This is a genomic window from Streptomyces marinisediminis, assembly GCF_026262575.1.
GTDB lineage: Bacteria > Actinomycetota > Actinomycetes > Streptomycetales > Streptomycetaceae > Streptomyces > Streptomyces marinisediminis.
Window position 1 is genome coordinate 31,287 of record NZ_JAPKFL010000005.1, and the last position, 26,387, is coordinate 57,673.

Annotated in this window: 24 protein-coding genes; 16 read left to right on the plus strand and 8 right to left on the minus strand. The window is 76.8% G+C overall.

Annotation, left to right across the window (positions count from 1 at the left end; translation table 11 throughout):
- Window positions 1-77: 77 nt before the first annotated feature.
- Complete coding sequence (locus tag OSB71_RS05590) at window positions 78-773, plus strand: TetR/AcrR family transcriptional regulator (protein WP_265944834.1); 696 nt, start codon at window positions 78-80, stop codon at window positions 771-773.
- A gap of 42 nt (window positions 774-815) precedes the next feature.
- Here OSB71_RS05590 and OSB71_RS05595 read toward each other — a convergent pair whose 3' ends face one another.
- Both OSB71_RS05595 and OSB71_RS05600 read right to left on the minus strand, forming a co-directional pair.
- Window positions 816-1,748: a MaoC family dehydratase gene (locus tag OSB71_RS05595; protein ID WP_265944836.1), complete on the minus strand. Its 933-nt coding sequence runs from the start codon at window positions 1,746-1,748 to the stop codon at window positions 816-818.
- 5 nt (window positions 1,749-1,753) lie between these two features.
- Window positions 1,754-3,097: a 3-oxoacyl-ACP reductase gene (locus OSB71_RS05600; protein ID WP_265944838.1), complete on the minus strand. Its 1,344-nt coding sequence runs from the start codon at window positions 3,095-3,097 to the stop codon at window positions 1,754-1,756.
- Between the two features lie 75 nt (window positions 3,098-3,172).
- Between OSB71_RS05600 and OSB71_RS05605 the strand changes: the two genes are divergently transcribed.
- Both OSB71_RS05605 and OSB71_RS05610 read left to right on the plus strand, forming a co-directional pair.
- Complete coding sequence (locus OSB71_RS05605) at window positions 3,173-4,489, plus strand: acetyl-CoA C-acetyltransferase (RefSeq protein WP_265944840.1); 1,317 nt, start codon at window positions 3,173-3,175, stop codon at window positions 4,487-4,489.
- A 121-nt stretch (window positions 4,490-4,610) separates the two neighbouring features.
- Complete coding sequence (locus tag OSB71_RS05610) at window positions 4,611-6,530, plus strand: AMP-dependent synthetase/ligase (RefSeq protein WP_265944842.1); 1,920 nt, start codon at window positions 4,611-4,613, stop codon at window positions 6,528-6,530.
- Between the two features lie 62 nt (window positions 6,531-6,592).
- Here the strand turns inward: OSB71_RS05610 and OSB71_RS05615 are convergent, their stop codons facing one another.
- Window positions 6,593-6,829 (minus strand): metallothionein, encoded by a 237-nt coding sequence (locus OSB71_RS05615; protein WP_265944844.1) that lies wholly within the window; start codon window positions 6,827-6,829, stop codon window positions 6,593-6,595.
- A 195-nt stretch (window positions 6,830-7,024) separates the two neighbouring features.
- On the opposite strand from OSB71_RS05615, the gene OSB71_RS05620 reads away from it, so the two are divergent.
- Window positions 7,025-7,444, plus strand: coding sequence for an HIT family protein (locus OSB71_RS05620; RefSeq protein WP_265944846.1), 420 nt, complete (start codon window positions 7,025-7,027; stop codon window positions 7,442-7,444).
- A gap of 50 nt (window positions 7,445-7,494) precedes the next feature.
- Here the strand turns inward: OSB71_RS05620 and OSB71_RS05625 are convergent, their stop codons facing one another.
- On the minus strand, window positions 7,495-9,048 hold the full coding sequence (locus OSB71_RS05625) for an ATP-dependent DNA ligase (protein WP_265944848.1): 1,554 nt from the start codon (window positions 9,046-9,048) through the stop codon (window positions 7,495-7,497).
- A 353-nt stretch (window positions 9,049-9,401) separates the two neighbouring features.
- Between OSB71_RS05625 and OSB71_RS05630 the strand changes: the two genes are divergently transcribed.
- From OSB71_RS05630 to OSB71_RS05655, 6 genes are all read left to right on the plus strand, one after another.
- A complete protein-coding gene (locus OSB71_RS05630) occupies window positions 9,402-10,157 on the plus strand; it encodes a TetR/AcrR family transcriptional regulator C-terminal domain-containing protein (RefSeq protein WP_265944850.1) in 756 nt (251 codons plus the stop codon).
- Window positions 10,150-10,683: a DUF309 domain-containing protein gene (locus OSB71_RS05635; protein ID WP_265944852.1), complete on the plus strand. Its 534-nt coding sequence runs from the start codon at window positions 10,150-10,152 to the stop codon at window positions 10,681-10,683. The genes OSB71_RS05630 and OSB71_RS05635 overlap by 8 nt, the downstream gene beginning before the upstream one ends.
- Window positions 10,684-11,228: 545 nt before the next feature.
- The gene (locus tag OSB71_RS05640) at window positions 11,229-11,819 is read left to right on the plus strand and encodes a hypothetical protein (RefSeq protein WP_265944854.1); all 591 of its coding nucleotides are present in this window, start codon (window positions 11,229-11,231) and stop codon (window positions 11,817-11,819) included.
- 40 nt (window positions 11,820-11,859) lie between these two features.
- Window positions 11,860-13,215, plus strand: a complete 1,356-nt coding sequence (locus OSB71_RS05645; protein WP_265944856.1) for a hydantoinase/oxoprolinase family protein — start codon at window positions 11,860-11,862, stop codon at window positions 13,213-13,215.
- Entirely contained in the window at window positions 13,212-14,318 is a 1,107-nt protein-coding gene (locus OSB71_RS05650) for a DUF917 domain-containing protein (protein WP_265944858.1), read from the plus strand. The genes OSB71_RS05645 and OSB71_RS05650 overlap by 4 nt, the downstream gene beginning before the upstream one ends.
- Window positions 14,315-15,889 carry a PucR family transcriptional regulator gene (locus OSB71_RS05655; protein ID WP_265944860.1) on the plus strand — a complete coding sequence of 525 codons (1,575 nt, stop codon included), beginning with the start codon at window positions 14,315-14,317 and terminating at the stop codon, window positions 15,887-15,889. The genes OSB71_RS05650 and OSB71_RS05655 overlap by 4 nt, the downstream gene beginning before the upstream one ends.
- Here the strand turns inward: OSB71_RS05655 and OSB71_RS05660 are convergent.
- Complete coding sequence (locus tag OSB71_RS05660) at window positions 15,830-17,641, minus strand: hydantoinase B/oxoprolinase family protein (RefSeq protein ID WP_265944862.1); 1,812 nt, start codon at window positions 17,639-17,641, stop codon at window positions 15,830-15,832. The genes OSB71_RS05655 and OSB71_RS05660 overlap by 60 nt on opposite strands.
- On the minus strand, window positions 17,638-19,686 hold the full coding sequence (locus OSB71_RS05665; RefSeq protein WP_265944864.1) for a hydantoinase/oxoprolinase family protein: 2,049 nt from the start codon (window positions 19,684-19,686) through the stop codon (window positions 17,638-17,640). Before OSB71_RS05665 ends, OSB71_RS05660 begins: the two co-directional genes overlap by 4 nt.
- Before the next feature lie 382 nt (window positions 19,687-20,068).
- Here OSB71_RS05665 and OSB71_RS05670 point away from each other — a divergent pair, with 382 nt between their 5' ends.
- From OSB71_RS05670 to OSB71_RS05685, 4 genes are read left to right on the plus strand one after another with little or no spacing between them, the layout of a single operon-like run.
- A complete protein-coding gene (locus OSB71_RS05670) occupies window positions 20,069-20,572 on the plus strand; it encodes an ImmA/IrrE family metallo-endopeptidase (protein WP_265944866.1) in 504 nt (167 codons plus the stop codon).
- Between the two features lie 3 nt (window positions 20,573-20,575).
- Window positions 20,576-21,796, plus strand: coding sequence for an MAB_1171c family putative transporter (locus OSB71_RS05675; RefSeq protein WP_265944868.1), 1,221 nt, complete (start codon window positions 20,576-20,578; stop codon window positions 21,794-21,796).
- Between the two features lie 40 nt (window positions 21,797-21,836).
- Window positions 21,837-22,775 carry an NsdA family TPR-like regulatory protein gene (locus OSB71_RS05680; protein ID WP_265944870.1) on the plus strand — a complete coding sequence of 313 codons (939 nt, stop codon included), beginning with the start codon at window positions 21,837-21,839 and terminating at the stop codon, window positions 22,773-22,775.
- Window positions 22,776-22,777: 2 nt separating this feature from the next.
- A complete protein-coding gene (locus OSB71_RS05685; protein WP_265944872.1) occupies window positions 22,778-23,290 on the plus strand; it encodes a DUF3574 domain-containing protein in 513 nt (170 codons plus the stop codon).
- A 121-nt stretch (window positions 23,291-23,411) separates the two neighbouring features.
- Here OSB71_RS05685 and OSB71_RS05690 read toward each other — a convergent pair whose 3' ends face one another.
- Window positions 23,412-23,972 carry a hemerythrin domain-containing protein gene (locus OSB71_RS05690; RefSeq protein WP_265944873.1) on the minus strand — a complete coding sequence of 187 codons (561 nt, stop codon included), beginning with the start codon at window positions 23,970-23,972 and terminating at the stop codon, window positions 23,412-23,414.
- 177 nt (window positions 23,973-24,149) lie between these two features.
- On the opposite strand from OSB71_RS05690, the gene OSB71_RS05695 reads away from it, so the two are divergent.
- Window positions 24,150-24,605 carry a DUF4383 domain-containing protein gene (locus tag OSB71_RS05695; RefSeq protein ID WP_265944875.1) on the plus strand — a complete coding sequence of 152 codons (456 nt, stop codon included), beginning with the start codon at window positions 24,150-24,152 and terminating at the stop codon, window positions 24,603-24,605.
- Between the two features lie 28 nt (window positions 24,606-24,633).
- Window positions 24,634-25,050, plus strand: coding sequence for a DUF2795 domain-containing protein (locus tag OSB71_RS05700; protein WP_265944877.1), 417 nt, complete (start codon window positions 24,634-24,636; stop codon window positions 25,048-25,050).
- Between the two features lie 181 nt (window positions 25,051-25,231).
- Here OSB71_RS05700 and OSB71_RS05705 read toward each other — a convergent pair whose 3' ends face one another.
- Window positions 25,232-26,203 (minus strand): SDR family oxidoreductase, encoded by a 972-nt coding sequence (locus OSB71_RS05705; protein ID WP_265944879.1) that lies wholly within the window; start codon window positions 26,201-26,203, stop codon window positions 25,232-25,234.
- Between the last annotated feature and the right edge of the window lie 184 nt (window positions 26,204-26,387).

Below are 26,387 nucleotides of genomic sequence, written 5' to 3' on the forward strand. Positions count from 1 at the left end.
GTTCGCTCGACAAGAGCTTACTGTGAAGTAAGTTTACTGCGTAGTAAGATTACGACAACGTAGGTAGGCTGGCAAGGGTGACGGACAAACGCAGGCGACGCGTGCCCCGGCAGGTCCGGGAGCAGCAGATGATCGACGTGGCCGTTCGGGTCTTCGCCAAGCGCGGCTACCACGCCGCCTCGGTGGACGAGATCGCCGACCTGGCGGGGGTCTCCAAGCCGATGGTGTACCTCTACATGGACTCCAAGGAGGGACTCTTCGTCGCCTGCGTGCGGCGTGAGGCGCAGCGGCTGGCGGAGGCCTTCCAGGGCGCGGCGAAGGGGAACGTCACGCCGGACATGCGGCTGCGCGCCGGCCTCGGCGCCTTCTTCGGCTTCGTCCAGGAGCACCGCGAGAGCTGGGTGGTGCTGCACCGGCAGGCCGCGGAGCTGACCGAGGCCATCACCCGGGAGGTGGCCCAGGCCCGGCGCATGGTGATGAGCGAGGTGGCCGGGCTGGTCTGGGAGGGCATCTCGCAGAGCCCCAACCCGGCCGGACTCGACGCCGAGGACGCCGACTTCGTCTCGCACGCCCTGGTGGGCGCGGCCGACTCGCTCACGGACTGGCTGGACCGCCACCCCGGGGAGTCCAGCGAGCGCGTCACCCTGCGCCTGATGAACATGGCCTGGGTCGGCATGCGCAACGTGCTGGAGGGCGAGGTGTGGGTCCCGCCCGCGGGATCCCCCGAGGAGGCGGCGGTCTTCCCGGTGTCCGCCGGCCGCACCGAGACCTGACGGCGGTGCGCGGCGCGGGGGCCGACCGGGGTCTTTCCGGGGTCAGCCCGGGTCGGCCGGGGTCAGCAGCCCGCGCAGGTGCTCGCGGTCCCCGTCCGGTGAGCGCAGCGCGAAGCGGTGCCCGCCGGCCGCGCGGACGGCGGTGAAGCGGACGTGGGCGGGCAGCGGCACCGGCGCGCGGAAGGAGACCTCGGCGCGGCAGGCCGGCGGCAGCACGTCCTCCAGCGCGGCCAGGCAGCGGGCCTTGGACCACATCCCGTGGACGATGGCCCTCGGGAAGCCGAACGGCCGCGCGGTCAGCGGGTGCAGGTGGATCGGGTTGCGGTCCCCGGTCGCGGAGGCGTACGCCCGCCCGGTGCCGGCGGGCACCCGCCAGCGTTCGTCCCGGTCCGGCGCGCCCTCGTCCGGGCCGGCGGCGGGGTCCGGCCCGGCGGCCGCGGCGTCGTGGTGCGCCGCCGGGCCGGCCGCCGCGCCGCCGCCGGACGGCGCCCCGGACGCGCCGTCGGTGGGGCGGCCGCGGTGCAGGTAGGTGCTGGCCGAGCGCCACACGACCCCGGTGGGGTCGGCCGCCTCGGCGAGCACCTCGAACGCCGTCCCCCGGCGGTGCGGCACCGTGTCGCCCAGGCGTACCCGGTAGGTCAGGGACTCGGTGGCCTCCAGCGGGCGCACGCGTTCGACGCGGTTGGCCACGTGCACCAGGCCGAGCAGCGGGTAGGGGAAGTCCCGGCGCGCCATCAGGGCCATCGACAGCGGGAACGCCACCACGTGCGGATAGGTCAGGGGCAGCCACGGCCCCTCCGCGAAGCCGCACACCCGCGCGTAGCGGCGCACGTGGCGGGCGTCGGGACGGGCGGTGACCAGGAGTTCCGCCCGGGGCGGCGGCCCGCTCGCCCGGCGCCTGGGCCGGACGGCGCGCGCGTAGAGCGGGGCCAGACGGGGTACGGAGCGCAGTTCGCGGACCGGCACGGTGCTCATCGCCCTCACGCTCCCAGCAGGGCCTGGCCGCACACGCGCAGCACCTGCCCGCTGATCCCGGAGCTGCCCGGCGAGGCGAGGAACGCCACCGCCTCGGCGACGTCCACCGGCCGGCCCCCTTGCGCGAGGCTGTTCATGCGGCGCCCGGCCTCCCGGATGAGCAGGGGCACGGCCGCCGTCATCCGGGTCTCGATGAACCCGGGTGCGATCGCGTTGACGGTGACGCCGCGGTCGGCCAGCCCGGGGGCCAGGGCCTGGACGAGCCCGATGAGCCCGGCCTTGCTCGCCGCGTAGTTGGTCTGCCCGGCGTTGCCCGCGATGCCGCTGATGGAGGAGGTGCACACCACGCGCCCGCCGTCGCGCAGCACCGGCCGCGCGCCCGTGGTCAGCTCGTGCGTGATCCGCTCCACGGCGGTGAGGTTCACGGCCAGCACCGCGTCCCAGCGCGCGGCGTCCATCCTGCCCAGCGTCTTGTCCCGGGTGATGCCCGCGTTGTGCACCACCACGTCCACGCCGCCGTGCGCCCGCCGCAGGTGGTCGGCCAGCGTCCGCGGGGCCTCGTCGGCGGTGACGTCCAGCTCCAGCGCCTCGCCGCCGCAGCGGGCGGCCACCGCGCGCAGCGCGTCGGCCTGCTGGGGCACGTCCAGGCACACCACGCGCGCCCCGTCGCGGGTCAGCGTCTCGGCCACCACGGCGCCGATGCCGCGCGAGGCCCCGGTGACCAGGGCGACCCGGTCCGCCAGCGGGCGCGCCCAGTCGGCCGGCGCCGCCCCGCCGGCCGGCTCGACGCGCAGCACCTGTCCGGAGACGTAGGCCGAGCGGGCGGACAGCGCGAAGCGCACCGGGGACTCCAGCGCGCCCTCGGCTCCGGGCGCCACCAGCAGCAGGTGGGCGGTCGCCCCGCGGCGCAGCTCCTTGCCCGCCGACCGCACGAAGCCCTCCAGCGCGCGCTGCGCCACGGCCGCCGCCGTGCTCTGCGCCCGCTCCGGCGGCGTGCCCAGCACCACCAGGCGCCCGCACGGGGCGAGGGAGCGGACGCGCGGCTGGAAGAAGGCGTGCAGGGCGCGCAGGCCGGCGCTGTCGGTGACGCCCGTGGCGTCGAAGACGAGCGCGGCGGGCTGCTCGGGCCGCTGCTCGCCCTCGGCCACCCGGGCCCCGACCCCGTCCAGCACCGTGCGCAGCGGGCCCAGCAGCCGCCCGCCCGGCGCGCCGCCGAGCATCACCGGGCCGGTGACCACGGGCCGCCCGGGCCGGTGGCGCACCAGCGGTTCCGGCCGGGGCAGCCCGAGCTTCCTGGCGAGGACGGCGCCCGGACCGCGGGCGGTCAGCCTCTGGTAGCGATCGGCCATGGATTTTCTCCTTACGCACAAGTAAGTTTACCCAAGAGTAAGAACCTGTACCGCGGACCACAAGGAGCCTTGGCCATGACTTCCCCCGGACGCCGCGTCGCCATCGTCGGAGGCAACCGCATCCCCTTCGCCCGAGCCGACGGACCCTACGCGAGCGCCGGAAACCAGGACATGCTCAGCGCCGCGCTGGCCGGGCTCGTCGACCGGTACGGGCTGCGCGGCGAGCTGCTGGGGGAGTTCGTCGCGGGCGCCGTGCTCAAGCACAGCCGCGACTTCAACCTCGCCCGCGAGGTCGTCCTCGGCAGCGCCCTGGACCACCGCACCCCCGCCTACGACGTCCAGCAGGCCTGCGGCACCGGGCTGGAGGCCGTGATCCTGGTGGCCAACAAGATCGCGCTCGGGCAGATCGACGCCGGCGTCGCGGGCGGGGTGGACACCGCCAGCGACGCCCCGCTGGGCGTCAACGACGAGCTGCGCCGGATCCTCCTGAGCGCCCGCCGCGCCAAGACCGCCGGCGGACGGCTCCGGGCGCTCACCGCCGTGCGCCCGCGCCACCTGGTGCCCGACATCCCGCGCAACGCCGAACCCCGCACCGGCCTGTCCATGGGCGACCACGCCGCCCGCACCGCCGCGCACTGGAACATCCCCCGCGCCGCCCAGGACGCCCTCGCGGCCACCAGCCACCAGCGCCTGGCCGCCGCCTACGACCGGGGCTTCTTCACCGACCTCCTGACGCCCTACCGCGGCCTGGACCGGGACCAGAACCTGCGCCCGGACAGCAGCGTGGAACGGCTCGCCCGGCTGCGCCCCGTCTTCGGCGACGGGCCGGACGCCACCATGACGGCGGGCAACTCCACCCCGCTCACCGACGGCGCCGCCACCGTGCTGCTGGCCAGCGAGGAGTGGGCCCGCGACCACGGCCTGCCCGTGCTCGCCTACTTCACTCACGCGCGCACCGCCGCCGTGGACTTCGTCGCCGGCCCCGACGGCCTGCTGACGGCCCCGGCCTACGCCGTGCCGCCGCTGCTCCGGGCCGCCGGCACCACGCTGGCGGAGCTGGACTACCTGGAGATCCACGAGGCGTTCGCCTCGCAGGTCCTGGCCACCCTGGCGGCCTGGGAAGACCCGGCGTTCTGCGCCGAGCGCCTCGGCCTGGACCAGCCGCTGGGCGCGGTGGACCGCGAGCGGCTGAACGCCGTCGGCTCCTCGCTCGCCGTCGGCCACCCCTTCGCCGCCACCGGCGGCCGGATCGTCGCCACCCTGGCCGCGCTGCTGCACGAACACGTCGCGGAGCACGACCCGCGGCCGGACGCCGCCGGCGTCCGGGCCCGGGGCCTGATCTCCGTCTGCGCCGCGGGCGGCCAGGGGGTCACCGCCCTGCTGGAGCGCTGACCGCCCGGCGCCCGCACGGCCCCCCGCGCGCCCGGCCGCAGGCCCGCTCCGGGCCCGGCGCGCGCCTTCCGTCCAGCAGCCCCGCTTACCCGCCCGCGAGCCGCGATCAGGAGACACGTCCATGGGAGTACGCAAGGATCTGAAGAAGGCACGGCGCCACGGCGACCTGGCCGCCCGGGTCACCGTCGAGGTCACCCGGGAGAACGGCGTGGTGCGCGAGGCGCGCGCCTCGTCCTTCGCGCCGACGCCGACGACCGGCAGCACCGCCGACATCCCGTTCACCAACGCGGCCGAGGCGCCCGACGCGGTGGTGCTGCGCCGCAAGGAGGACGGGGTCTGGCGGCCGGTCACCGCCGCCGCCTTCGCCCGCCAGGTCACGGACGTGGCCAAGGGCCTCCTCGCCGCGGGGCTCGAACCGGGCGGGCGGGTGGCGGTGATGGCCCGCACCAGCTACGAGTGGTGCCTGCTGGACTTCGCCGTCTGGGCCGCCGGCGGCCAGAGCGTGCCCGTCTACGCCACCTCGGCCGCCCACCAGGTCCGCTGGATCCTGCGCGACTCCGGGGCCCGGTTCGTCGCCGTGGAGACCGAGGAGAACGCGGCCACCGTGCGCGAGGCGGCCGACGGCCTCCCGGACGCGCCCACCGTGTGGCGGTTCGACGCCGGTGCGGTCGCCGAACTCACCGCGCTCGGCCGGGAGGTCGACGAGGAGGAGGTCACCAGGCGGCGCGCCGCGCTCACCCCCGCCTCCGTCGCCACCCTGTGCTACACCTCCGGCACCACCGGCAGCCCCAAGGGGTGCGTCCTCACCCACGCCAACCTGCACGCCGAGTCCGCGAACACCGTGCAACTGCTGCACCCGGTCTTCGAGGCGGTCACCGGTGAGCGCGCCGCGACCCTGCTCTTCCTGCCCCTGGCGCACATACTCGGCCGCGTCATCCAGATCGCCTGCATGAGCGCGCGCATCGAGCTGGGGCACTGGCCCAGCATCAAGCCCGATGAGCTGCGTCCCGAACTGCGCGCGTTCAAGCCGACGTTCGTGGTCGGCGTGCCGTACCTGTTCGAGAAGATCCACGACACCGGGCGGGCCACCGCCGAGCGGATGGGCCGCGGCGCGTCCTTCGACCGCGCGGACGGTGTCGCCGTCCGCTTCGCCGAGGCCGCGCTCGCCGACTTCCACGGCACCGGCAAGGGGCCCGGCCTCGGCCTCACCCTCGCCTGGCGCCTGTACGACCTGCTGGTCTACCGGCGGGTGCGCAAGGAGCTGGGCGGCCGGCTCGGCTACGCCATCAGCGGCGGCTCCCCGCTCGACCGGCGGCTCAACCTCTTCTTCCTGGCCTGCGGCATCGTCATCTACGAGGGCTACGGACTCACCGAGACCACCGCCGCGGCCACGGTCATCCCGCCGCTCGGACCGCGCCCGGGCACGGTCGGCCAGCCCGTCCCGGGCACCGCCGTGCGCATCGCCGACGACGGCGAGGTGCTCGTCAAGGGCGGCATCGTCTTCACGTCCTACTGGAACAACGAGGCCGCCACGCGCGCCGCGCTGCGCGACGACTGGTTCGCCACCGGCGACCTCGGCGCGCTGGACGACGACGGCTACCTCACCATCACCGGGCGCAAGAAGGACATCCTGGTCACCGCGGGCGGCAAGAACGTCTCCCCGGCCGTGCTGGAGGACCGGCTGCGCAGCCGCCCTCCGGTGGGCCAGTGCGTCGTCGTCGGCGACAACCGCTCCCACGTGGCCGCCCTCGTCACCCTCGAGCCCGAGGCGGTGGAGCACTGGCTCGCCGTCCGCAAGCGGCCGCGCGACACCCCCGTCGCCGAGCTGCGCGAGGACCCCGAGCTGCGCGCGGAGGTGGGCAGGGCCGTCGCGTACGCCAACGAGGCGGTCTCGCGCGCCGAGTCCATCCGCGCCTTCCGCATCGTGCCCGGCGAGTTCACCGAGGAGAACGGCATGCTGACTCCCTCGCTGAAGGTCAGGCGGCAGGCGGTGTACGAGGCCTACCGGGAGGAGATCGAGGCGCTCTACGGCGGCGGCTGAGGGGTGCGGCGCGCCGGTCGCGGCCCGGCCGGTGCGCGGCGCCCCGCCGGGCCGGGGCGGGCTCAGACGTGGTCGACGAGCTCCGCGTGCCCCTGCACCCGGGCGCAGTGCGCGCAGCAGAAGAACCGCCCGTCCGACTCGACCCCGTGGCCGAGGATGCGGCACGAGCAGTTCTCGCAGATCGGCGCCATGCGCTGGGCCATGCACTCCAGGCTGTCGAAGACGTGCACGGCGCCGCCCTGGGCCCGCACCTCGAAGGACATCTCGTAGTCGTTGCTGCAGACCTCGCACACGGCCATGGCGGCTGTCACCTTTCGGGGGAGGGGCGCGGGCCCCCTTGCCGGACCCGCGCCCGCACCAGGATGGCCGCGGCCGACCGGCGGGCACCGGCGCGACGCGGCGCCCCTCCGCCCGCACCACCCCATAGGCCTAGGCCCGTGCCCCGTCTGGCAGGGAGGGCCCGCGCCGGGGCGGCGGCGGGCCACACTGGGGAGATGAGCTGTGCCTTCTGCCGGATCGTGCGCGGGGAAGCCGCCGCGCGCCGGGTGTACGCGGACGACCACGTCGTCGCCTTCCTCGACGTCCGCCCGCTGTTCCCCGGCCACACGCTGGTCGTGCCCCGCGAGCACCGCCCGACGCTGACCGACCTCGACGCCGCGGAGGTCGGCCCGCTGTTCGCCCGGGTGCAGCGCGTCGCCGCTGCGGTGCGGGACGGCATGGCCGCGGCCGGCACGTTCGTGGCGGCCAACAACGGCGTCAGCCAGTCGGTGCCCCACTTCCACGTGCACGTCGTCCCGCGCAACCCCGGGGACGGACTGCGCGGCTTCTTCTGGCCGCGCACCGCCTACGCGGACGACGCCGAGGCCGCCGGCGTCGCCGCCCGCGTGCGCGCCGCCCTCACCCCCGAGCCCTGACCCGGGCCCCGCGGCGCGCGCCCCGCGTCCGGGGGACGCTCCGGCCGCCGCTAGCGGTCCCGGGGCGCGCCCAGGGCGTAGCCGCGCACCGTCTCGACCGTGTCCGCGTCCTCGGGCCGCTTGTCCTCGCGGTAGCGCAGCACCCGGGCGAACCGCAGGGCCAGGCCCTCCGGGTAGCGCGGCGAGCGCTGGACGCCGTCGAAGGCGATCTCCACCACCAGCTCGGGCCGCACCCGCACCCCCCACGGCTCCCGGGCCACCGCCAGCTCCCGCAGGCGGTCCGTCTGCCACGCCAGCAGGGTGTCGGTGAGCCCCTTGAACGTCTTGCCCAGCATGGCGAAGGAGCCGTCGGGGCGGCGCGCGCCCAGGTGGAGGTTGGACAGCTTGCCGGTGCGCCGCCCGTGGCCCCACTCGGCGGCCAGCACCACCAGGTCCAGGGTGTGCACCGGCTTCACCTTCAGCCACGCCGCGCCCCGGCGCCCCGCGCTGTAGGCGGAGTCCAGCGCCTTGAGCACCACGCCCTCGTGGCCGCGGGCGAGGACCTCCCCGGCGAAGGCGCGGGCGGCGGCGCGCTGGCCGTCGTCCCCGGGGTCGGTGACCGCCAGCCGGCGCACGCGCAGCGGCTCCGGCACGGCCCGGGCCAGCTCCTCGTGCCGCCGCGCCGCCGGTTCGTCCAGCAGGTCGCGTCCGGCCACGGCCAGCAGGTCGAAGAAGACCGCCGAGACGGGCAGCGCGGTGCGCGCGGTGGCCACGTCCGTGCGCGAGCCGACGCGGGCGGCGATGTCCTGGAACGCCCGGGGCCGCCGCGCCGCGTCCAGCGCGATCACCTCGCCGTCCAGCACCGCCCGGTCGGCCGCCAGCTCCCGCGCGGCGTCCACCACTTCGGGCAGCCGGTCGGTGATCTCCTCCAGCGTGCGGGTGTAGACGCCGATCCGGTCGCCGTCGCGGTGCACCTGCACCCGGATGCCGTCGAGCTTCTCCTCCACGGCGCACGGGCCGAGCCGGTCCAGCGCCTCGTCGACGTCGGCGGCGGTCTGCGCGAGCATCGGCTGGACGGGGCGGCCGACGGTGAGCCGGAAAGCGTCCAGCGCCGCGGGCCCCCGCGCGAGCAGCGCCTCGGCGACGGCACCGAGCGAGCCGCCCAGCATCACCGCGCGCCGCACCTCGGCGACCTCCGCCCCGGCCGCCGCGGCCAGGGCCTCCACCGCGAGCGCGTCCAGCGCGCCCTGGCGCAGCTCGCCGGCGATGAGCCGGACCAGGAACCGCTGCTCCTCCCCGGTCGCGGCGCGCAGCAGCGCGTGCAGGCGTGCGCGCCGTTCGCCCTGCGCGCCCTTCCCGGCCACCGCCGCGATGCCGTCCAGCGCCGCGTGCACCTCACGCACCGTCAGCCGGGGCGCTCCGGCGGGCGGGACCTGTTCGGTCAGCGTGCGCCAGCCGACGCCGATGCGCCGCTGCGGCAGGCGTCCGGCCAGGTAGGTGACGGCGACGGGGGCCTCGGCGGGCTCGGCGGCGCGGAACAGGTCCGCCAGGTGGGCCACCTTCGCGGACCGGGCGGAGGTGGCCGCCACGGCGCGGGACGTGCGGGCCAGGTCGGCGAGCAGCATGCCCCCATCCTCGCGCAGCCCCGGCGGCCGCGCCCTCCTCTCCCGGCCCCCGGGCGCGCCGCCCGGGGGACCCGGGGGCCGGGACAGCCGCGCCGCCCGGCCGCCGCTCCCGCGCTCGGCCGTGCGGCCCGCGCGCGGGCGCCCCACCCCGCCCTGCGCACGGACGCGGCGCGGCCGGCGCGGCACGGTCGGCGCGGGTGGCGCGGCCCGCACGGCGTGGTCCGTGAGGCGTGGCCCGCGGGGTGGCGCGCGTGCGCGGCGCCGTGGGCCGCGGCGCCGTGCCCGGCCCGTGGGCGGGCACCGCGGCGCGTGTATAGGCCATAAACCCCGCTGTTTATGCTATACACGCCGGTATGGAGGACCACGGCGCGGCCACGGTACCGCCCGCCGTCGAGGCGGCGTGGGGCCTGCGGGAGCGCCCCGGGAAGGGCGCCAGGCCCGGGCTCAGCGCCGAGCGCGTCGTCGCGGCCGGCATCGCGGTGGCCGCGGCCGGCGGGCTCGGCGCCGTCTCGATGGGGAAGGTCGCCGGGGAGCTGGGGGTCTCGGCGATGGCGCTCTACCGCTACGTCGGCTCCAAGGACGAACTGCTGGTGCTGATGGAGGACGCCGCCTACGGGCCGCCCCCGGCGGCGCCGGAGGGCGACGTGGGCTGGCGGGACCTGGTCACCGCCTGGGCGCGCGGGCAGCGCGAGGTACTGCACCGCAACCTGTGGCTGGTGCGCATGCCCGTCGGCACCCCGCCGCTCACCCCGAACTCCGTGGCCTGGCTGGAGCAGGGGCTGCGGGCGCTGGCCGGAACCGGGTTCGAGGAGGGCGAGAAGCTGCGCACGCTGATGCTGGTCAACGGGTTCGTGCGGATGGAGGCCGGCGCGCGGGCCGACCTGGCGGCCACCGCCCGGGCGGCCGGGCGGACGCTGGAGGAGGCCGCGGTGGGCCAGGGGCGGCTACTGGCCCGGCTCGCCGACCCCGGGCGCTTTCCCGCCGTCGGCCGGGCCCTGGCCTCGCGGGCCCTGGCGGACGCGGGGGAGCCCGAGGCCGACTTCGCCTTCGGGCTCGGCCGGGTGCTGGACGGGATCGAGGCGCTGGTGCGGGAGCGTGCGCATGGCTGACCCGACGCAGCCCCCCGGGGGCGGCCCCGCCCCCCGGAGCGGCGAGCGCGCGCGTTCCCGGGACCGCGATGCCGAGGGCCGCGCCCGCAACGCCCGCCCGCGCGACGGACTCGGCCGCCCCCTGCCCTACGGCCGCCCCGGCGTCGACCGGCAGCCGGAGGGGGTCGTGCGCACCGCCGGGCAGACGCTCACCGAGGCGCAGCGCCTGCTGGACGCCGGGCGCCCCTTCCACGCCCACGAGGTGCTGGAGGACGCCTGGAAGTCGGGCCCGCAGGAGGAGCGCGGGCTGTGGCGCGGCCTGGCCCAGCTCGCCGTCGGCGTGACGCACGCGGCGCGCGGCAACGCGCGCGGCGCCACCACCCTGCTGCGCCGGGGCGCCGGAGCCCTCGAGCCCTGTCGCGCCGCACCGCCGCACGGCGTGGACGTGGCCGGGCTCATCGCCTGGGCGGAGGCGCTCGCCGCGGAGCCGGCCACCGCCTCCGGGGCCCCGGAGGCCGCCGCCGTCGCGCCCCGGCTGCGGGGGTGAACCGTGCCCGTGTGAACCGCGCCCGTGTGAACCGCACCCGCGTGAACGCGCCCGCGTGGACCGCGCCGCGTGGACCGCGCCGCGTGGACCGCGCCGTGTGGACCGCGCCCGTGGTGACGTTCCCGAGCGCCGTCGTCACGGAAGGTGCGGACTCTTGACCTCTCGTTGTAACCACAGGTAACGAGCCGGTGAGCTGCGCCGATTCCGGTGGAGCGACCGCCTCCGCGGCCCCGGGTGGGCGGTGCGCCCAGGATGCGGTGCGGCAGGTGTGCGGCGTGCACAGGGGTGGTGCCCGGTGCCCCACTAGCGTCCGTGGCGACCGTGCACCGTACACGCGCAGCGCTGCCCACCGCCGCCGGCGGCGGGAGCTGCGCCGCACCGCTGGGGGCAGTCATGCAGAGGATGGTCGAGCAGTCACCGTACCGCCGCGCACGCCGTGACGGAACAGGCCCGCGCGCGCTCCGCCGTCCCGCCGCGCGCGCCCGGGTCCACTCCCATGCCCGCGTCCGGGTCCGTGCCGCGCGCCGTCCGCCGGGGAGCGCCTCGTGATCGCCGCGTCGCCCTTACCGTGGCTCGTCAGCTTCGGCGAGGCGCCCCCGGCCGAACTGCGCGGCTACCAGGGGAGCGTGGTGCAGGCCCCGCGCGGCAGCGCCGTGGAGTCGCTGCTGGCCATGCGCCACCACGGCGCCGACGTGGGGGCGGTGCTCATCTGCCTCGTCCACGAGCTCGCCCACATCCCCATCACCCCCGAGGACGGGCCGTGGCAGTGGCCGCCGCCCAGCGCGCTGTGCCGCCGCCGCTCCACCCGGTGCAGCACGGTCGACGGCGACGGCGTGGACTACCGCCCCTGCGCCGCCCGCTTCTGGCTCCGGCCGCCGGAGACGCCCGGGGTGCTCACCGACGGCCACACCCTCTACGACACCCTCTGCCGCGTCCGCTCGCTGCGCCGGCGCACGCCCCCGGGCCGTCCCGCCGACGCCCCCGGCTTCGACCCGTCCGTCGAGGGCGTACCCTACGGCGCCGTAGGTCCGCAAGAATCGCCCCAGGGGCCCCACGGGTCCCACGGGTTGGACCCGCGGGACCCCGCGTACCACGCGCGGGACGTGGACGGTCAGTACTACCGCTGGACGTCGTGACGCGCGCGCACCGCCGCCACGGCCCGTACGGAGGGAACGCATGCGCATCGGGGTCCGGCTGGGCGCCCGCGAGCTCCGCGCCGCGCTGCTCGACGGCGAGCGCGTCCGCGGCTCCGCCACCGCCTGCCTCGGCGCCCCGGGCGCGGCGGCGCTCCCCGCGGAGGCGGCCCGGGTGCTGCGCGCGCTGCTGCCCGCCGCGCCCGCCCAGGTCACCTCGGTGACCTGGGACGTCTCCGCCCGCCTCGCCGCCGCGCTGACCTCGCCCGCCGAGGGCGGGGCCACTCCGCCGGTGGGCGCGCTGCGGCTGGTGCCCCGGCCACCGGCCGTGCCCGCCGCCGGCGGCCACCCGGCCGCCCTCGTGCGGGCGCTGGTCGCCGGGCGCGGCACCGCCCCCGGCGGACACGACCTGTTCGGCACCGAACTGGCCCCGCTGGACGTGGCCGCCGTCCTGCGCCGCGCGGAGGCGCTCAGCGGGGCCGGGATCACCACCGTCGCCGTCACCGCCACCGGGGCCACCGCCCGCCCGGAACACGAACTGGAGGCCGCCGCCGCCATCCTGGGCCGCTTCCCGCACCTGCGGCTGTGCCTGTCCCACGAGACCGGCGGGCTGGGCCTGCTCGAACGCGAGGCCACGACCGTCTTCAACGCCGCCCTGCTCGACCCGGCCGACGCCCTGGTCACCGGGTGCGAACAGGTCACCCGGGCGCTGCCGGGGGCGCCGGCCTGCTGGTTCGCCACCGGCGACGGCGGCCGGGTCTCGGCCCGCCGCCTGAGCTGGCTGCCCGTGCTGGGGCTCGCCGCGACCGAGGCGGCCGCCCTCATCGCCGCCGCCCGGCTCGCCGGCGGCGCCGACGCCCTGGTGCTGCTCGTCACGGGCGGCACGCTCACCGTCGGCCAGGTCCGCGAGGGGCTGCCGCACGTCGAGGCGGACCTGCCGGGCATCGGCGGCGTCCGGACCGCGGCGCCCCAGCCCGTTCTGACCACCGTGCCCGCCCGCACGGGCGGCCCCGCGCTGCTGGCCGGACGCAGCCGGCACACCACCGACGTGCTCGCGGCGCTGGACGAGCCGGGCGGCCGCGTCGCGGAGGAGCTGCGGCGCACGGCGCACGGCCGCGCCGTGCTGCTGCGTCCCGAGGCCGACCTCGCCGCCACGGGGGCCGCCTGCACCGAGCCGGGCGCCTGGCTCGACCTGCTCGTCCCGGTCGGCTCCGGACAGACGCTGCCCGACGTGCAGCGGGAGGCCGAGCAGCGCGCCCTGGGCCTGGTCGCCGCGCACGGCGCGGAGCCCGGCGCCGCCCGCATCGTGCGCTCCTCCGCCACGGCCGTGGGCTACCTGCGCATCTACCGGCTCCAGATACGGGCGGGCAGCGCCCCGGCCACGGAGGCCGCCCCGTGACCGACGCCGCACCGCTGCGGCACATCGCCGCCGCCGACGTACCCCTGCTGGTCGCCGGGAACGAGCTGCTCAGCTCCGGCCGCGGCGCGGGCGGACTGGACGGGCTGGCGCTGTGCGTGGCCGCCCTCCTCGAACGCCACGGACCCGTCCCGCTCATGCCGCTGGACGGGCTCTCGCCCGACGCCCGCTGCGCCGCCGTCGGCGCCGTCGGCGGCTTCGCCCCGCTGATGGAACTGCCTTTCAGCGGCGACGAGTTCGCCGCCGCGGTGCACGCGCTCCAGGACCGCACGGGCCAGCGCCTGGACGCGGTCGTGGCGCTCAACGCCGCCGGGCCCAACGCGCTCGTCCCCCTGGCCGCGGCGGCCGCGCTGGGCCTGCCGCTGGTGGACTGCGACGGGATGGGCCGCATCCTGCCGCTCATCCACCAGACCACCTACGCGCTCGCCGGGCTGCCCATCACCCCGCTCGCCGCCGTCAGCGCCGCCGGGGACAGCGTGCTGCTGGAGACCTCCACGGCCCGCGCCGACCCGCTGCTGCGCGGTGTCGTCGACGCCGCGGGCGGCCTGATGACCTGCGCGATGTACCCGGCGACGGCCGGGCAGCTCCGCCACGCCGCCATCCGCGGCTCCACCAGCCGCATCATGCGGATGGGCGAGCTGCTCACCACCCAGACCCGCCACCCCGCCGTCCTGGCCGGGCTGGCCCGCACCGTCGGCGCCCGGCTGCTGGCCAGCGGCCGGGTGACGGCGCTCGACCTGCCCCACCCCACCGCGTCCGCCCAGCAGTACCCTTCGATGCCGACCAGCATCGTGGTCTCCGACCCGGCGGCCGACGGCCCGGTGGTGCGGCTGGAGGCGCAGAACGAGATCCTGCTGGCGCTGATCGACGGCGCCGTCGTCGCCGCCGTGCCGGACGTGGTGTGCCTGCTGGACCGTCAGGAGCTGCGCCCCGTCGGCCTGGAGGGCGTCGCCGTGGGGGACCATGTGGACGTCCTGGTGGTCCCGGCCGCGCCGATGTGGCACAGCGCCGCCGGACTCGCCCTGGCCGGGCCGCGCGCCTTCGGCTTCCCGGTGCGCCACCCGAACGAGGAAGGCAGTCGATGAGCCCCAGCCGGCCCTCGGAGGCGCTGACCGTGGCCGAGTTGGTGCGCTTCGGCCCGCTCAGCGGCGCCCGCACGTACGCCGACGCCCACCTGGACCGGCCGGTCACCGGGGTCAGCCTCGTCTCCGATCTCGACCAGGCCCGCCGCTGCACCCCGCAGACGGCGATGGTGCTGCACCCGGCCGCCGCCCAGGGGAGCTGGGCGCTGGAGGCGGCGCTGCGGTTCGCCTGGGAGCGCAACGCCTCCTGCGTGGTGGCGCCCTCGGCGATCCCGGTCACCGGCTCCACCCCGCAGCTCGCCGAACGCCTGCGCATGCCGCTGCTGTCGGTGGCCGACCCGCCGCGGCTGGCGCTGGACCTGGCCGTCGCCATCGCCGACACCGACGCGGCCCGGGCCCGGCTGATCGCCCGCTGCGCCGTGCTGTTCGGGCAGCGCTCCAGCCTGCGCGGCATCGTCGGCGTCATCAACGCCGAGGTGCCCGGCGCCGTCGCCGCGCTGCTCACCCACGACGGCTACCTGCTGGCCGGCCGGGCGGCCGCCGGCGGGCCGCAGGACGCGGCGCCCGCCGAGGGCCAGCGGGTCACCGTGCCGGTGCCCGGCCCCGAGGGGCGGCCCTGGGCGGTGCTCGTCGCCCAGCTCAACGAGTCCGCGCCGGCCTGGGCGGAGACCGTCACCACCATCCTGGAGCTGGCCCGGGCCCCGATCACGGCGGCCGGGGCCGGGGTGCGGCTGTCCCTGTCGCACCAGGCCGGCCGGGACCGGCTGCTGCTGGAGACCCTGCTGCGCGGGGAGACCTGCCCGCCCGGGGAACCGGCGGCCACGGCCGACGGGCGGCGGGGTCCCGAGGGCGGCCGGGCCGCCGACGGCGGGGGGCTGCCCGCCGAGCAGATCGCCCGGGAGGCCGGGTGGCCGGTGGACGGGCGGCACGTGGCCGTCCAGCTCCGCCCGGCCCGTCCCGGCTCCACGGACCTCGACGGCGTCGCCCCCGGCGTCATCGCCGCCTGGCAGACCGGCCGCTTCGCCGCCCCGCTGGTGCCCGGGCCGGAGGGCTGGACCACCTGGTTCACCGGGACCGACGTCGAACAGGTCGTCCGGCTGGTGCGGCGCAGGCTCGCCCAGGCCCGCATACCGCTGCCGCTGGTCGCGGGCGTCGGTGAGGGGGGCGAGGGCGTGGAGGGGCTGCGCCGCTCGGTCGGCGAGGCCAAGCTCGCCGCCGCCGCGGCCGGCCGGCTGGGCGGCGGGACGGTGGAGCGGTACGGCAGCCTCGGACCGCGCGCGGTGCTGGCCGCGCTGCCGGTCGCCGACGTCGCCGCCGCGGCGCGCACGCTGCTAGCCCCGCTGCTGACCGACGCCAAGTCCCCGGTGCTGCTGACGACGCTGGCCGCCTTCCTGGACTGCGCGGGCTCCACCGGGGCCGCCGCGGCGCGGCTGGGCGTGCACCGCAACACCGTGCTCGGCCGGCTGGAGCGCATCCGGGCCCGCGGCGTGGACCCGGACGCGCCCGACGACCGGCTAGCTTTGCACCTGGCCTGCCACGCCCTCCTCAGCACCGGCGCCGGGGACGGGGTCTGAGACCCCGTAGACGCGGGCGGCGTACCCGGGGGAGACCTGCCGGTCCAGCACGTCCGCCCGCACCGCCTCCGGTGCGCGCTCGGCGGCGTCGCCGTACCCGCCGCCCCCGCCGGTGGCGCAGCGCACCACGTCACCGGCGCGCAGCGGCAGCCCGTTGCACTTGAGCATCCGCCGCTCGTCCGGCCGCCCGGGGTTGACGACCACCTCGGGCCCGACCGCGTCCCGCCCGCCGGCCAGCCCCCAGGCGGGGGTCACCGAGCGCTCGAACCACAGCGAGACGGTGCAGTCCGCCAGCGCCGTGTACTCGCGCACCACCCCGTTGCCGCCCCGCCAGCGCCCCGGACCACCGGAGTCGGGCCGGATGCCGTAGTGGGTCACGCGCAGCGGGTACCGCGCCTCGAACACCTCCACCGGCAGGTCCTTGAGCGAGCCGTTGACGTTGTTGATCAGCGCGTCCTGCCCGTCCGACCCGCGCCAGGCGCCCCAGCCGCCCAGCGTCGCCTCCAAGCTGACGTAGTCGCGCGCCACGCGGGGGTCGGTGCCCGCGAACATCACCACCATCGAGTCGCCGTGGCTGGCCGCGGCCACCCGGTCGGGCAGCGCCGGGGCCAGCGCCTTGGCCACCAGGTCGATCAGCAGCCCCAGGTGCGAGAAGTACCACTGGCAGGCCGCGGGCGGCCGGGCGCCGAAGACCGATCCCTCCCGCACCCGCACGTGCAGCGGCCGGAACGAGCCGCCGTTGCCCGGCACGTCCGGGCTCACCAGCAGCTTGTAGCCCACCCGGCACGCCGAGACCGCCTGGGCCACCCCGCAGTTGACCGGGCCGGTGGTCTGGTCGGCGGACTCGGTGACGTCGAAGGTGAGCTCCGAGCCCGCCACGGTGACGCGCAGCCGCACCGCGACCGGGGTGTCCAGGTCGATGCCGTCGTTGTCCAGGAACCCCTCGGCGGTGTACACGCCGTCCGGGATGCGCGCGATCACCGCGCGCTCCAGCGCCTCGGTCTGCCGGAAGATCTCCTCGCGCGCCGCCCGCACCGTCGCCAGGCCGAAGCGTTCGACGATCTGGGCCAGCCGCACCTGTCCCATGCGGATGGTGGCGACCATGGCGTTCATGTCACCGGTCGTCGGGTAGGGGAAGCGGACGTTGGTGGCGATGGTGTCGACGACGCCGGGCACCTCGTGCCCGCCGGCCACCAGCTTCTGCGGGCCCATGCGCAGGCCCTCCTGGAAGATCGTCACCGAGTCCATCGACCCGCCCGGGTCCTTGGAGCCGACGTCGATCCAGTGCGCCCGGGTGGCGGTGAACCCGGCCAGCTCCCCGCCGACGAACACCGGGCCGAAGATGGTGACGTCGTTCAGGTGCGTCCCGCCCAGGTAGCTGTCGTTGAGGATCCACACGTCCCCCGGCCGCCACGCGTCCCGGCCGAACCGCTCCTCGGTCGCCCTCGTGCAGCTCTCCAGGTTGCCCAGGAAGATGGGCAGCCCGGCGGACTGGCCGAGCACCTGGTGCTCGTCGTCCAGCAGCGCCACCACGCAGTCGCCGCACTCGTAGATGACCGGCGTGTAGGCCGAGCGCATCAAGGTGGCGTTCATGTCGTCCGCCGCGGCGATGAGCGCGTTGCGCACGATCTCCACGGTGACCGGGTCCACCGCCGGCCCCGGCGCGTGCTCCGCGCCGTCCGCGGCGCCGTCCCGGCCCCGGGCGCCCGGGTGGTGCCGCGGGTCGCCCGCGCTTGCGTTCGCGCCGTTCACGCGGCCTCCTCCTGGACGACGAGCGAGCCGAAGGCGTCCACCGCGACGCGGTGGCCGGGCGGCACGACCGTGGTGGCCGTCGGTTCGGTGACGACGGCGGGCCCCGCGAAGGCGTGCCCGGCGCGCAGGTCCGCGCGCGCCACCACCGCCGTGCGCTCGGGCGCCCCGCCGAAGACGACCGGCCGGTGCCGTACGGGGAACGCGGGGTCCGAGGCGGCGGCCAGCGGCTCCGGCGCGGCGCGTCCGAGGTCGCCGAGCGCGGTGACCCGCAGGGTGGTGAACTCGATCGGCGCGCCGGGGTTGGCGTGCCCGTACCGCTCCCGGTGCTGGGCGGCGAACCGTTCGGCGACGACGCGGGGGAAGTCCGCGCCCGCGGGCTCCTCCGGGCTCGTCAGCGGCACCGTGAGGGTGTACTCCTGCGCGGCGTAGCGGATGTCGACGAAGGCCCGGGCGCGGCGGCGGTCGGCGGGGACGCCCTCGCTGTCCAGCGAGCGCAGCGCCCGCTCGGCGGCCCGGGTCAGCCGGGCCGCGAGGTCGGCGCCGTCCAGGTCGGCGTCCCGACTGAGGTAGGGCTCGGCGAAGTCGCGCCGGATCTCGGTCTGGAGCATGCCCCAGGCGGACAGCGCGCCGGGGAAGCGCGGCACGATGACCTCCCCGATGCCCAGCTCCCGGGCCAGGAAGACGCTGTGCATCGGACCCGCGCCTCCGAAGGCGACCAAAGAGAAACGATTCGGCTCGATGCCGCGCGAGACCGTGATCGTGCGGATGGCCTGCGCCATCTTGGCGTTGGCCACGTCGCACACGCCCTCGGCCATGGCCCGCGCCGAGAGGCCGAGCCGCTCGCCCAGCGCGCCGAGCGCCCCCTCGGCCCGGTCGGCGTCCAGCGGCAGCCGGCCCCCCGCGAACCCGGCGCCGTCCAGCCGGCCCAGCACCAGGTTGGCGTCGGTGACCGTCGGTTCGGTGCCGCCGCGCCCGTAGCAGACCGGCCCCGGGTCGGCGCCGGCCGAGCGCGGGCCCACCCGCAGCCCGCCCGCCTCGGTGTACGCCACCGAGCCGCCGCCCGCGCCGATCGTGTGGATGTCCACCACGCTCATCAGCACCGGCAGGCCCTCCAGCCGGGCCTCGGCGGCCACGTCCGGAGCGCCGTCGACCACCAGGGACACGTCGAAGGAGGTGCCGCCCATGTCCACGCAGACGAGGTTCGGCCGCCGCAGCGTGCGGGCCAGGGCGACCCCGCCCATCGTGCCGCCGACCGGCCCGGACAGCAGCGTCTGCAGCGGGCGCCGGCGCGCGGTCTCCGCGCTGATCACGCCGCCGGAGGACTGCATCACGTGCAGCGGCGCCCCGGCCGTCGCCTTCCGCCGCGTGAGCGTGCCGGTGAGCCCGGTCAGGTAGTGCTGCACCACCGGGCCGATGTACGCCTCCAGCACCGCCGACGAGGTCCGCTCGTACTCGCGCCACTCGTTGGCCGCCTCGTGCGAGAGCGACACGGTGAGGTCCTCGCCCAGCTCCTGGACGAGCAGCTCCCGGGTGCGCAGCTCGTGGGCGGGGTTGACGTGGCTGAACAGGTAGCCCACGGCGAGGGCGGTGAAGCCTTCGGCGCGGAACCGCGCGGCGGCCCGGCGCACCGCGTCCTCGTCCAGCGGCTCGATCTCCGCGCCCGCCGCGTCCAGCCGCCCGCCCACGGCCACGACGTCCCGCAGCGGCACCAGCGGTTCGGGCTTGCGGTAGTGCAGGTCGTACAGCCGCTCGCGCGGGCCGCGCGCGATGTGGTAGGTGTCGGCCGCGCCCGCACTGGCCAGCAGCAGGACGCGGGCCCCGGTCCGCTGGAGCAGGGCGTTGAGCCCCTGAGTGGTGCCGTGCACCAGGAAACCCACCTCGTCGCCCGGGCCCACGACGGACTCCAGGGCCGTCACCACGCCCCGCGTCAGATCCTGCGGCGTCGTGGCGGCCTTGCCCGCGCGGTAGCCCCCCGTCCCCTCGTCGTAGACCACGACATCGGTGAACGTGCCCCCGATGTCCATCGCCACCCGTAAGTCACCCATCGGCGCTCCTCCTCACCTCGCCTGGCGCCCCGCCCAGGCTACGCGTCCGGCGGTCGCCGGGGCGGGGGGCGGGCGCGCTTTCCCGGCCATGTCGCGCCCGGGCGGGCCCAGGTGGCGCAGGGGCGGCCGAGACAGGCCCCGGGAGGCACGGCAGTCCGCCGCGACCCGGGACGCACCGGCGCCGCACCGGGCCGCCGCCGCCCGGCCCGCCCGGGTGACGCGGCGAACCGATCCCACGGAGCCCGCGACCGCACTACGCTGGAGCTCCCGACGAGGCCCGCACCAGCCGACGGAGCACGCGATGAACGCCGCCTCTTCTCGCAGGCACGCACGGCACCACCGAGGGCGACACCTCAGACGGCTGCGCCAGGACTGCGCCCGGATGCTGGACGCCCTCCAGCTCGACGGCGCCGGCGTCGGCGACGTGTTCGAGCTGTGCGCGGTGGTGGGGGAGCGGCGCTCGCGCCCGGTGCGCCTTGCACCCGTGGACCTGCGCGCCACCGGCGTCTACGGCCTGTGGCTGGCCACCCACGCCGAGGACGTCGTGCTCTACGAGGCGCGCACCAGCCGCCTGCACCAAGAGCACATCGTCGCCCACGAACTCGCGCACATCCTGTGCGACCACCACCGCGACGGCGCGCTGGACGACGCCACCCTCCAGGCGCTCTTCCCCAGCCTGGAACCGGCCACCGTGCGGGGCATGCTGGGGCGCTGCGGCTACCTGGCGGCCGAGGAGCAGGAGGCGGAGCTGATGGCCTCCCTGCTGCTCACCCGCGTCCAGCGCCGCTCGGCCGAGACGACGTGGGCGCCGCCGGACGACGCCGGCCCCACCATCGCCCGGATCGAGAGCGTCATCGGGCTGGACTCCCCCCAGGAGCGCGGCTGAGCCATGGCCTACCAGATCCTGTCCTGGACCAGCGCGCTGGTCGGCCTGGTGGCCGTCCTGTACAAGCTGCCCGCCCTGCCCCGGCACCGCGGCGACGCCGCCTTCATCGCCCTGTGCGTGTACTTCCTGTGCTCCGGGCTCAGCTTCTTCGTGGAGCTGGACCAACTGCGCGGGCACATCGCCGCGTTCCTGCACTACCCGAACATCACCACGTTCTTGTGCCAGGCGTTCGTCGTCGCCCTCACCGCTGCCCAGCAGGTCGTCCTCGTGCACTGGGCGCACCCGCCGGACACGGCCCGCCGCAAGGCCCGCCGCCGCCTGCTCGGCTACGGCGCGGCGCTGCTGACCCTGGCCGTGCTGTTCTTCTTCGTCAACCCGCCGACGCGGCAGGGCACCGCCGAGGTCGCCGTCCTGCTCAACCTCCACAACCCCGCCTACGCGGGCTACTTCGCCCTCTACCTGACCGTCTGCGCCGTCGGCCAGGTGGAGGCGGTGCGGCTGTCCCTGCGCTACGCCGGGATCGCCAACCGCTCGTGGCTGCGGTTCGGCATGTGGGCGGTGGCCGTCGGGGGCACGCTCATCCTGGCCTACTGCCTGATCCGCTACCTGCAGATCGCCGCGCTCCACACCGGCCTGCCCGAGCCGTGGAGCGACCTGTACTGGATCGCCGGGAGCGTCGGCTCGATCTGCCAGGTCGTCGGCTGGACGGTGCCCTCCTGGGGCCCGCGCCTGTCCGAAGCCGCGCGCTGGCCGGCCTCCTACCGCGCCTACCGGCGGCTGCGGCCGCTGTGGCTGGCGCTGTACGAGGCGGCTCCGGGCATCGCGCTGGACGCGCCCCGCACGGGCCTGCTCGGCCGGGTGCCGCCGCGCGACCTGGAGTACCGCCTCTACCGGCGCGTCATCGAGATCCGCGACGGGCAACTGGCCCTGCGTCCCTACATGGACCCGGCGGCCGTCCGCGCCGCGGCGGCGCGCCTGGGGCTGCCCGCGGACACCGAGCCCACCGCGCGCGAGGCGCTGCTGCTGCGCTGCGCCCTGCGCGCCCGCGCCGCCGGGGTGACCGCGCCCGGCGGCGCGGCGGAGCCGGTCACCCACGCGCCGGACGGTGACATCGCCGAGGAGGTCGCGTGGTTGACACAGGTCGCGCGGCATTTCAGGCTCTTGGACGCCGGTCCCGCCCCCGCGGACCCGGCGCGCGTCCCGGCCGGCTCCCGCACCGGGTGACCGCGCACGCCGCACCGGTACGCGAAGGAGGAGCCCGCGCATGACGTCCGCCGCGCGCGAGGCCGCCTACGCCTGCCGGGTGCGCCGCGCCACCCGCCGCGTCCTCGCGCTGGAGGCGTCCGCCGGCGCGCTCGCGGCGGCCGGTGCGGCCGCCCGGCTGTCCGCCCGGGCGCTGGCCGCCGCCGACCGGCCGGCGGACGGGGGGCTGCGCCCCGGCAGCGACGCCGGGGCGGCGCTGGCCGAACTCACCCAGGTGACCGGGTGGCTGCTGTTCGACGCCGAGCGCCACCTCGGGGCGAATCGTTTCAGCCGATGCGCCCTCACCCTCGCCCGAGCCAGTGGCGACCGGGCCAGCGAGCACCTCGCCCTCGCCACCTTGAGCATGCAGGCCGCCCACCTCGGCCGCCCCGGTGCCGCGCTCCGGCTGGCCGACACCGCGCTGGCGGCGCCCCGGCTGACGCCCCGGGTCGCCGCCGTCTTCCGGCTGCGCCAGGCTCAGGCGCACGCGCGCCGGGGCCTGGCGCAGCCGGCGCTGCGGGCGGCGCGCCGGGCGCACAGCCTGGTCCTGGACGGGCCCAGTCGCCGCGATCCCGCGTGGGCCTGGTGGGTGGACGCGGAGGAGGCCGCGGGCCACCTCGGCCTCACCTACGCCGCACTGGGCGCCTGGCACCGGGCGGTGGACCAGCTCACCTCGGTGACGGGGGCGCAGGGCTTCCGGGCGCTGTTCGACGCCGAGCTCCTGGCCGCCCAGCTCCGCGGCGGGGCGTGGGACGAGGCCTGCGGACTCGCCGCGCGGCTCGCCCCGCGCGCCCGCACCCTCGGCTCGGGCCGCGCCGTCGCCGCCCTGTACCGCGCCTACCGACCCCTGCTCGCCGCGCCACACCTCGCGCCCGCCGTCCCGCCGCGGGTGCGGGAGGCGGTGCACTGGCTCGACGCACACCTGCGTCCGAGCGACGGTCCGACCGCAAGGAGCACCTGAACGTGTCCATCCTGTCCGCAGCGCCGCGCCGCCACCGAACCCGGCTCGTCCTCCTGCTCGCCGTCTGCGCGTCGGCGCTGTGCCTGGCGCTGGCCGCCGCCGGGACGAACGCCTGGGGCGGCCAGTCCGCGCCCCCGGCGCGCGCCGGGTCCGGCGCGCCGCCGAGCGCGGGCCCCGCGCCGGGCGAGCCCTACGTGGAGACCCGCCTGTTCTTCGGCACCGGTCGGCACGGCGGCGAACCGCCCGTCACCGAACAGCAGTTCCACGCCTTCCTGGACAGTGAGATCACGCCGCGCTTCCCGGCCGGGCTCACGCTGCAGGAGGGCTACGGCCAGTGGCGGGACCGGGCCGGCGACATCAACAGCGAGCGCTCCTACGAGCTGGTCCTGCTCTATCCGGCCACGAAGGCGAAGGAGAGCGACAAGCTGATCGAGGAGATCCGCGCGCGGTACACCGAGCGCTGGGGCATGGAGTCGGTGGGCCGGGTGGACGACGAGGTCCGCGTGTCCTGGTAGGGCGCCTGGCCGGCTCCGCCGGGGACGTGGCGGTCGCACGCGCCGCGGGGGCCGGACCCGTGGTCCGGCCCCCGCGAGGCCGTGTGGCGGTCGGACCGCGCGGCGGTCGGGCCGCGCGCGGTCAGGACTTGCCGCGGCCCGAGAGCGCGTCGCGCATCCGGTCGACCATGCCCGCGCCCGGCGCGAGCAGCTTGTTGCCGGGCGGCGTGTCCGGCGCGGCCGGGTGCGGCCGGGTGGGCGCCGTCTTCTTGGCGGTGCGCACCTTCTCGCCGAGCTGGTCCAGCTCGTCGGGCGTGGTCGACGCGCGCAGCGCGGGGAAGAGGTTCTCCTCCTCGTCCCTGACGTGCTCGCGCACCTCCGCCATCAGCTTGCCCACGAGCCGGTCGAACTCCGGGTCGTCCGCCTCGCAGCGCTCCAGGTCCTTCATGACCTGCTCGACCTCCGCGTGGTCGGCGATCTCCTTGTCCGCGATGGAGTCCCCGCCCGGTACGTGCTTGCGGACGGCCGGGTAGAGGTACTCCTCCTCGGCGACGGAGTGCCGCACCAGCTCGATGGTGGCCTGCTCCGCGTAGGTCTTGCGCTGGCCGTCACCGGGCGGCAGCGCCTCGATCCGGCCGAAGAGCTCCTCCACCTCGCGGTGGTCGGTGGTCAGCTCGTCGATGACGTTCCCGCCGTGTCCCATCTCGGTACTTCCTCCTAGAACGGGGGTGCAGCAGGCCCTGGCGCTTCGTCGCACCGGGCCCGGAGCCATCGAGTTCCCCGGCGGGCGGCGGCCTAACGCCCCGCGGGCGATCGTTTCGCGCTTCGGTGCCCGGGTACCCCGGCACCCGCACATCCGGACAAGAAGGAGGTGACCCGCATGGCTCACGTCGAGGGGCGAAACGCCCCGGAGTCCGGCACGGGTGCGGTGCGGAAGGCCGCAACGGTGCTGGGCATCGTCTTCCTGCTCGTGGGAGTGGCCGGGTTCATCCCCGGCATCACGACCGACTACGACACGATGCGGTTCGCCGGGCACGAGTCCGAGGCGCAGCTCTTGGGCGTCTTCAAGGTGTCGGTGCTGCACAACATCGTGCACCTGGCCTTCGGCGTCCTCGGGCTGGCGATGGCCCGGAGCGTCAAGACCGCACGGGCCTACCTCATCGGGGGCGGGATCGTCTACCTGGTGCTGTGGATCTACGGGCTGGTCATCGACAAGTCGAGCGCCGCGAACTTCGTGCCGCTCAACACCGCGGACGACTGGCTGCACTTCGGCCTGGGCGTGGGCATGGTGGCCCTGGGCCTGCTGCTGGGGCCGCGCCGGGCCAAGACGGCCTGAAACCCGCCGGAAGAGGAGAGAGGACCCCATGACGACCGAGCACGGACCGAACAAGACCGGCCCGCTGCGCGACGACGAGGCCAAGCAGGAGATGCAGGGCGAGCTGCGGGCCGCCCGCTCCGGCCGGGCGGACGAGTCGCTCCAGGCGGAACCCGCGGGGGAGGACCAGCCGGAGACGGACCGGGCTCCGGACACCACCCTCACCGGCGGCACGCCGCCCGGCATGACGGCCACCGACGTGGAGCTGCGCAACGACCTCGCCCGCCACCTGGGCATGGGTCTCTACCCGGCCGAACGCGACGGCGTGCTGCGGGCCCTGCGGGACAACAACGCCCCGGACGGACTGGTGTCGCTGGCCGCGCAGCTCCCGGGCGGCCGGACGTACGAGAACGTGCAGGACATCATGCGCGCCCTGGGCCGGGGCACGGAGGACCACCGGACCTGAGCCGCCGCGCGGGGCCGTCCCGCCCGCCCCGCGCGCGGGACGGCCCCCGGCGGACGGGGGAGGGGCGGACCGGAGCGCACTGCGCTCCGGTCCGCCCCTCCCCCGTCCTTTCCGTTTCCCACGCTGTTCGGGCGGGCGCGGCGCCCGGTGCCGTGCGGGGCTCGGCACGGCACCGGGCGGCTCACCGGCGGCGGGCCGCCAGGGCCGCCGCGCAGGCCAGGCCGCCGCCGACCAGGACCAGGCGGCGCACGGCGGTGCGCCGACGGCCGCCCCAGCCCCCGTGCACCTTCCCCGCGCCCGGCGTGGGCGTGTACAGGTTGCCGTGGCCGGGGGCGGTCGCGTGCCGGCGGGAGACGAGGCTCTTGCCGAAGCGGCGGCCGGTCAGCCGCTCGGTGCGCTCCGGCGAGCGGCGCGCGCCGCGCAGGAGCGCGCGTCCGGCGGGCCCCACCACCACCTCGTGCCGGGGCCGCCGGGCCAGGTCGACGATGGCGCGGGCCACCCGCTCCGGGCTGTAGACGGGCGGCACCGGACGCACCCGGTGCCCGGTGTAGTTGGCCGCCTGGGCGAACAGCGGCGTGTCGATCGAGGCGGGCAGGACGGTGCACACGTGCACGCCCTTCGAGCCGTGCAGCCGCAGCTCTTGCCGCAGGCTGCCGCCCAGCGAGCGGACGGCGGCCTTGGACATGCCGTAGGCGTGGGTGTAGGGCTGACCCACCGCGGCGACCACCGAGGAGACGTTGACCAGCGTGCCGTGGCCCTGCTCGCGCATCGCCCGCAGCGCCGAGCGGGCACCGTGCACGGTGCCCAGCGCGTTCACCTCGAACACCGTGCGCAGATCCCGCAGCGGCACCTCCTGGAAGGGACCGAAGACGCTGACGGCCGCCGCGTTGACCCACACGTCGATCCGCCCGAACCTCTCCAGCGCGCGGTGCGCCAGCCAGGCGACCTCCTGGTTGTCGGTGACGTCGGTGGGCACGACCAGGGTGCGCGCACCGCGGTGGCGCTCGCACTCCTTCGCCGCCGCCCGCAGCGCACGTTCCCGGCGGGCCGCCAGCACGACGGCGCAGCCCTGCTTGGCGAACGCCTCGGCCGTGGCCCGTCCGATGCCGCTGGACGCGCCGGTCACCACGACCACGGAGTTGCGGACACCCATGCTCTGACCTCCTTGAACCACACGGTGAGCGGGCCGCTGACAGCGGCCCGCACGACCCGGCCGAGTACCCGGTACGGCGCCCGTCAAGCCGGGAGCGAAGCGCGGGAAATCGGGTGTTTCGGCACCCCCGCACGGTGTGACTCCACGGGTGCGGACGAGCGGCCAGGTCCGCGTCCGAGCCCCG

Bases quoted from the DNA above. Each gene is read 5' to 3' on its own strand.
- OSB71_RS05655 (WP_265944860.1), top strand. From the start codon at position 14,315: ATGAGCCCCAGCCGGCCCTCGGAGGCGCTGACCGTGGCCGAGTTGGTG.
- OSB71_RS05675 (WP_265944868.1), top strand. From the start codon at position 20,576: ATGGCCTACCAGATCCTGTCCTGGACCAGCGCGCTGGTCGGCCTGGTG.
- OSB71_RS05620 (WP_265944846.1), top strand. From the start codon at position 7,025: ATGAGCTGTGCCTTCTGCCGGATCGTGCGCGGGGAAGCCGCCGCGCGC.
- OSB71_RS05665 (WP_265944864.1), bottom strand. From the start codon at position 19,686: ATGGGTGACTTACGGGTGGCGATGGACATCGGGGGCACGTTCACCGAT.
- OSB71_RS05670 (WP_265944866.1), top strand. From the start codon at position 20,069: ATGCTGGACGCCCTCCAGCTCGACGGCGCCGGCGTCGGCGACGTGTTC.
- OSB71_RS05615 (WP_265944844.1), bottom strand. From the start codon at position 6,829: ATGGCCGTGTGCGAGGTCTGCAGCAACGACTACGAGATGTCCTTCGAG.
- OSB71_RS05695 (WP_265944875.1), top strand. From the start codon at position 24,150: ATGGCTCACGTCGAGGGGCGAAACGCCCCGGAGTCCGGCACGGGTGCG.
- OSB71_RS05605 (WP_265944840.1), top strand. From the start codon at position 3,173: ATGACTTCCCCCGGACGCCGCGTCGCCATCGTCGGAGGCAACCGCATC.
- OSB71_RS05630 (WP_265944850.1), top strand. From the start codon at position 9,402: ATGGAGGACCACGGCGCGGCCACGGTACCGCCCGCCGTCGAGGCGGCG.
- OSB71_RS05700 (WP_265944877.1), top strand. From the start codon at position 24,634: ATGACGACCGAGCACGGACCGAACAAGACCGGCCCGCTGCGCGACGAC.
- OSB71_RS05680 (WP_265944870.1), top strand. From the start codon at position 21,837: ATGACGTCCGCCGCGCGCGAGGCCGCCTACGCCTGCCGGGTGCGCCGC.
- OSB71_RS05635 (WP_265944852.1), top strand. From the start codon at position 10,150: ATGGCTGACCCGACGCAGCCCCCCGGGGGCGGCCCCGCCCCCCGGAGC.
- OSB71_RS05645 (WP_265944856.1), top strand. From the start codon at position 11,860: ATGCGCATCGGGGTCCGGCTGGGCGCCCGCGAGCTCCGCGCCGCGCTG.
- OSB71_RS05600 (WP_265944838.1), bottom strand. From the start codon at position 3,097: ATGGCCGATCGCTACCAGAGGCTGACCGCCCGCGGTCCGGGCGCCGTC.
- OSB71_RS05690 (WP_265944873.1), bottom strand. From the start codon at position 23,972: ATGGGACACGGCGGGAACGTCATCGACGAGCTGACCACCGACCACCGC.
- OSB71_RS05705 (WP_265944879.1), bottom strand. From the start codon at position 26,203: ATGGGTGTCCGCAACTCCGTGGTCGTGGTGACCGGCGCGTCCAGCGGC.
- OSB71_RS05625 (WP_265944848.1), bottom strand. From the start codon at position 9,048: ATGCTGCTCGCCGACCTGGCCCGCACGTCCCGCGCCGTGGCGGCCACC.
- OSB71_RS05610 (WP_265944842.1), top strand. From the start codon at position 4,611: ATGGGAGTACGCAAGGATCTGAAGAAGGCACGGCGCCACGGCGACCTG.
- OSB71_RS05595 (WP_265944836.1), bottom strand. From the start codon at position 1,748: ATGAGCACCGTGCCGGTCCGCGAACTGCGCTCCGTACCCCGTCTGGCC.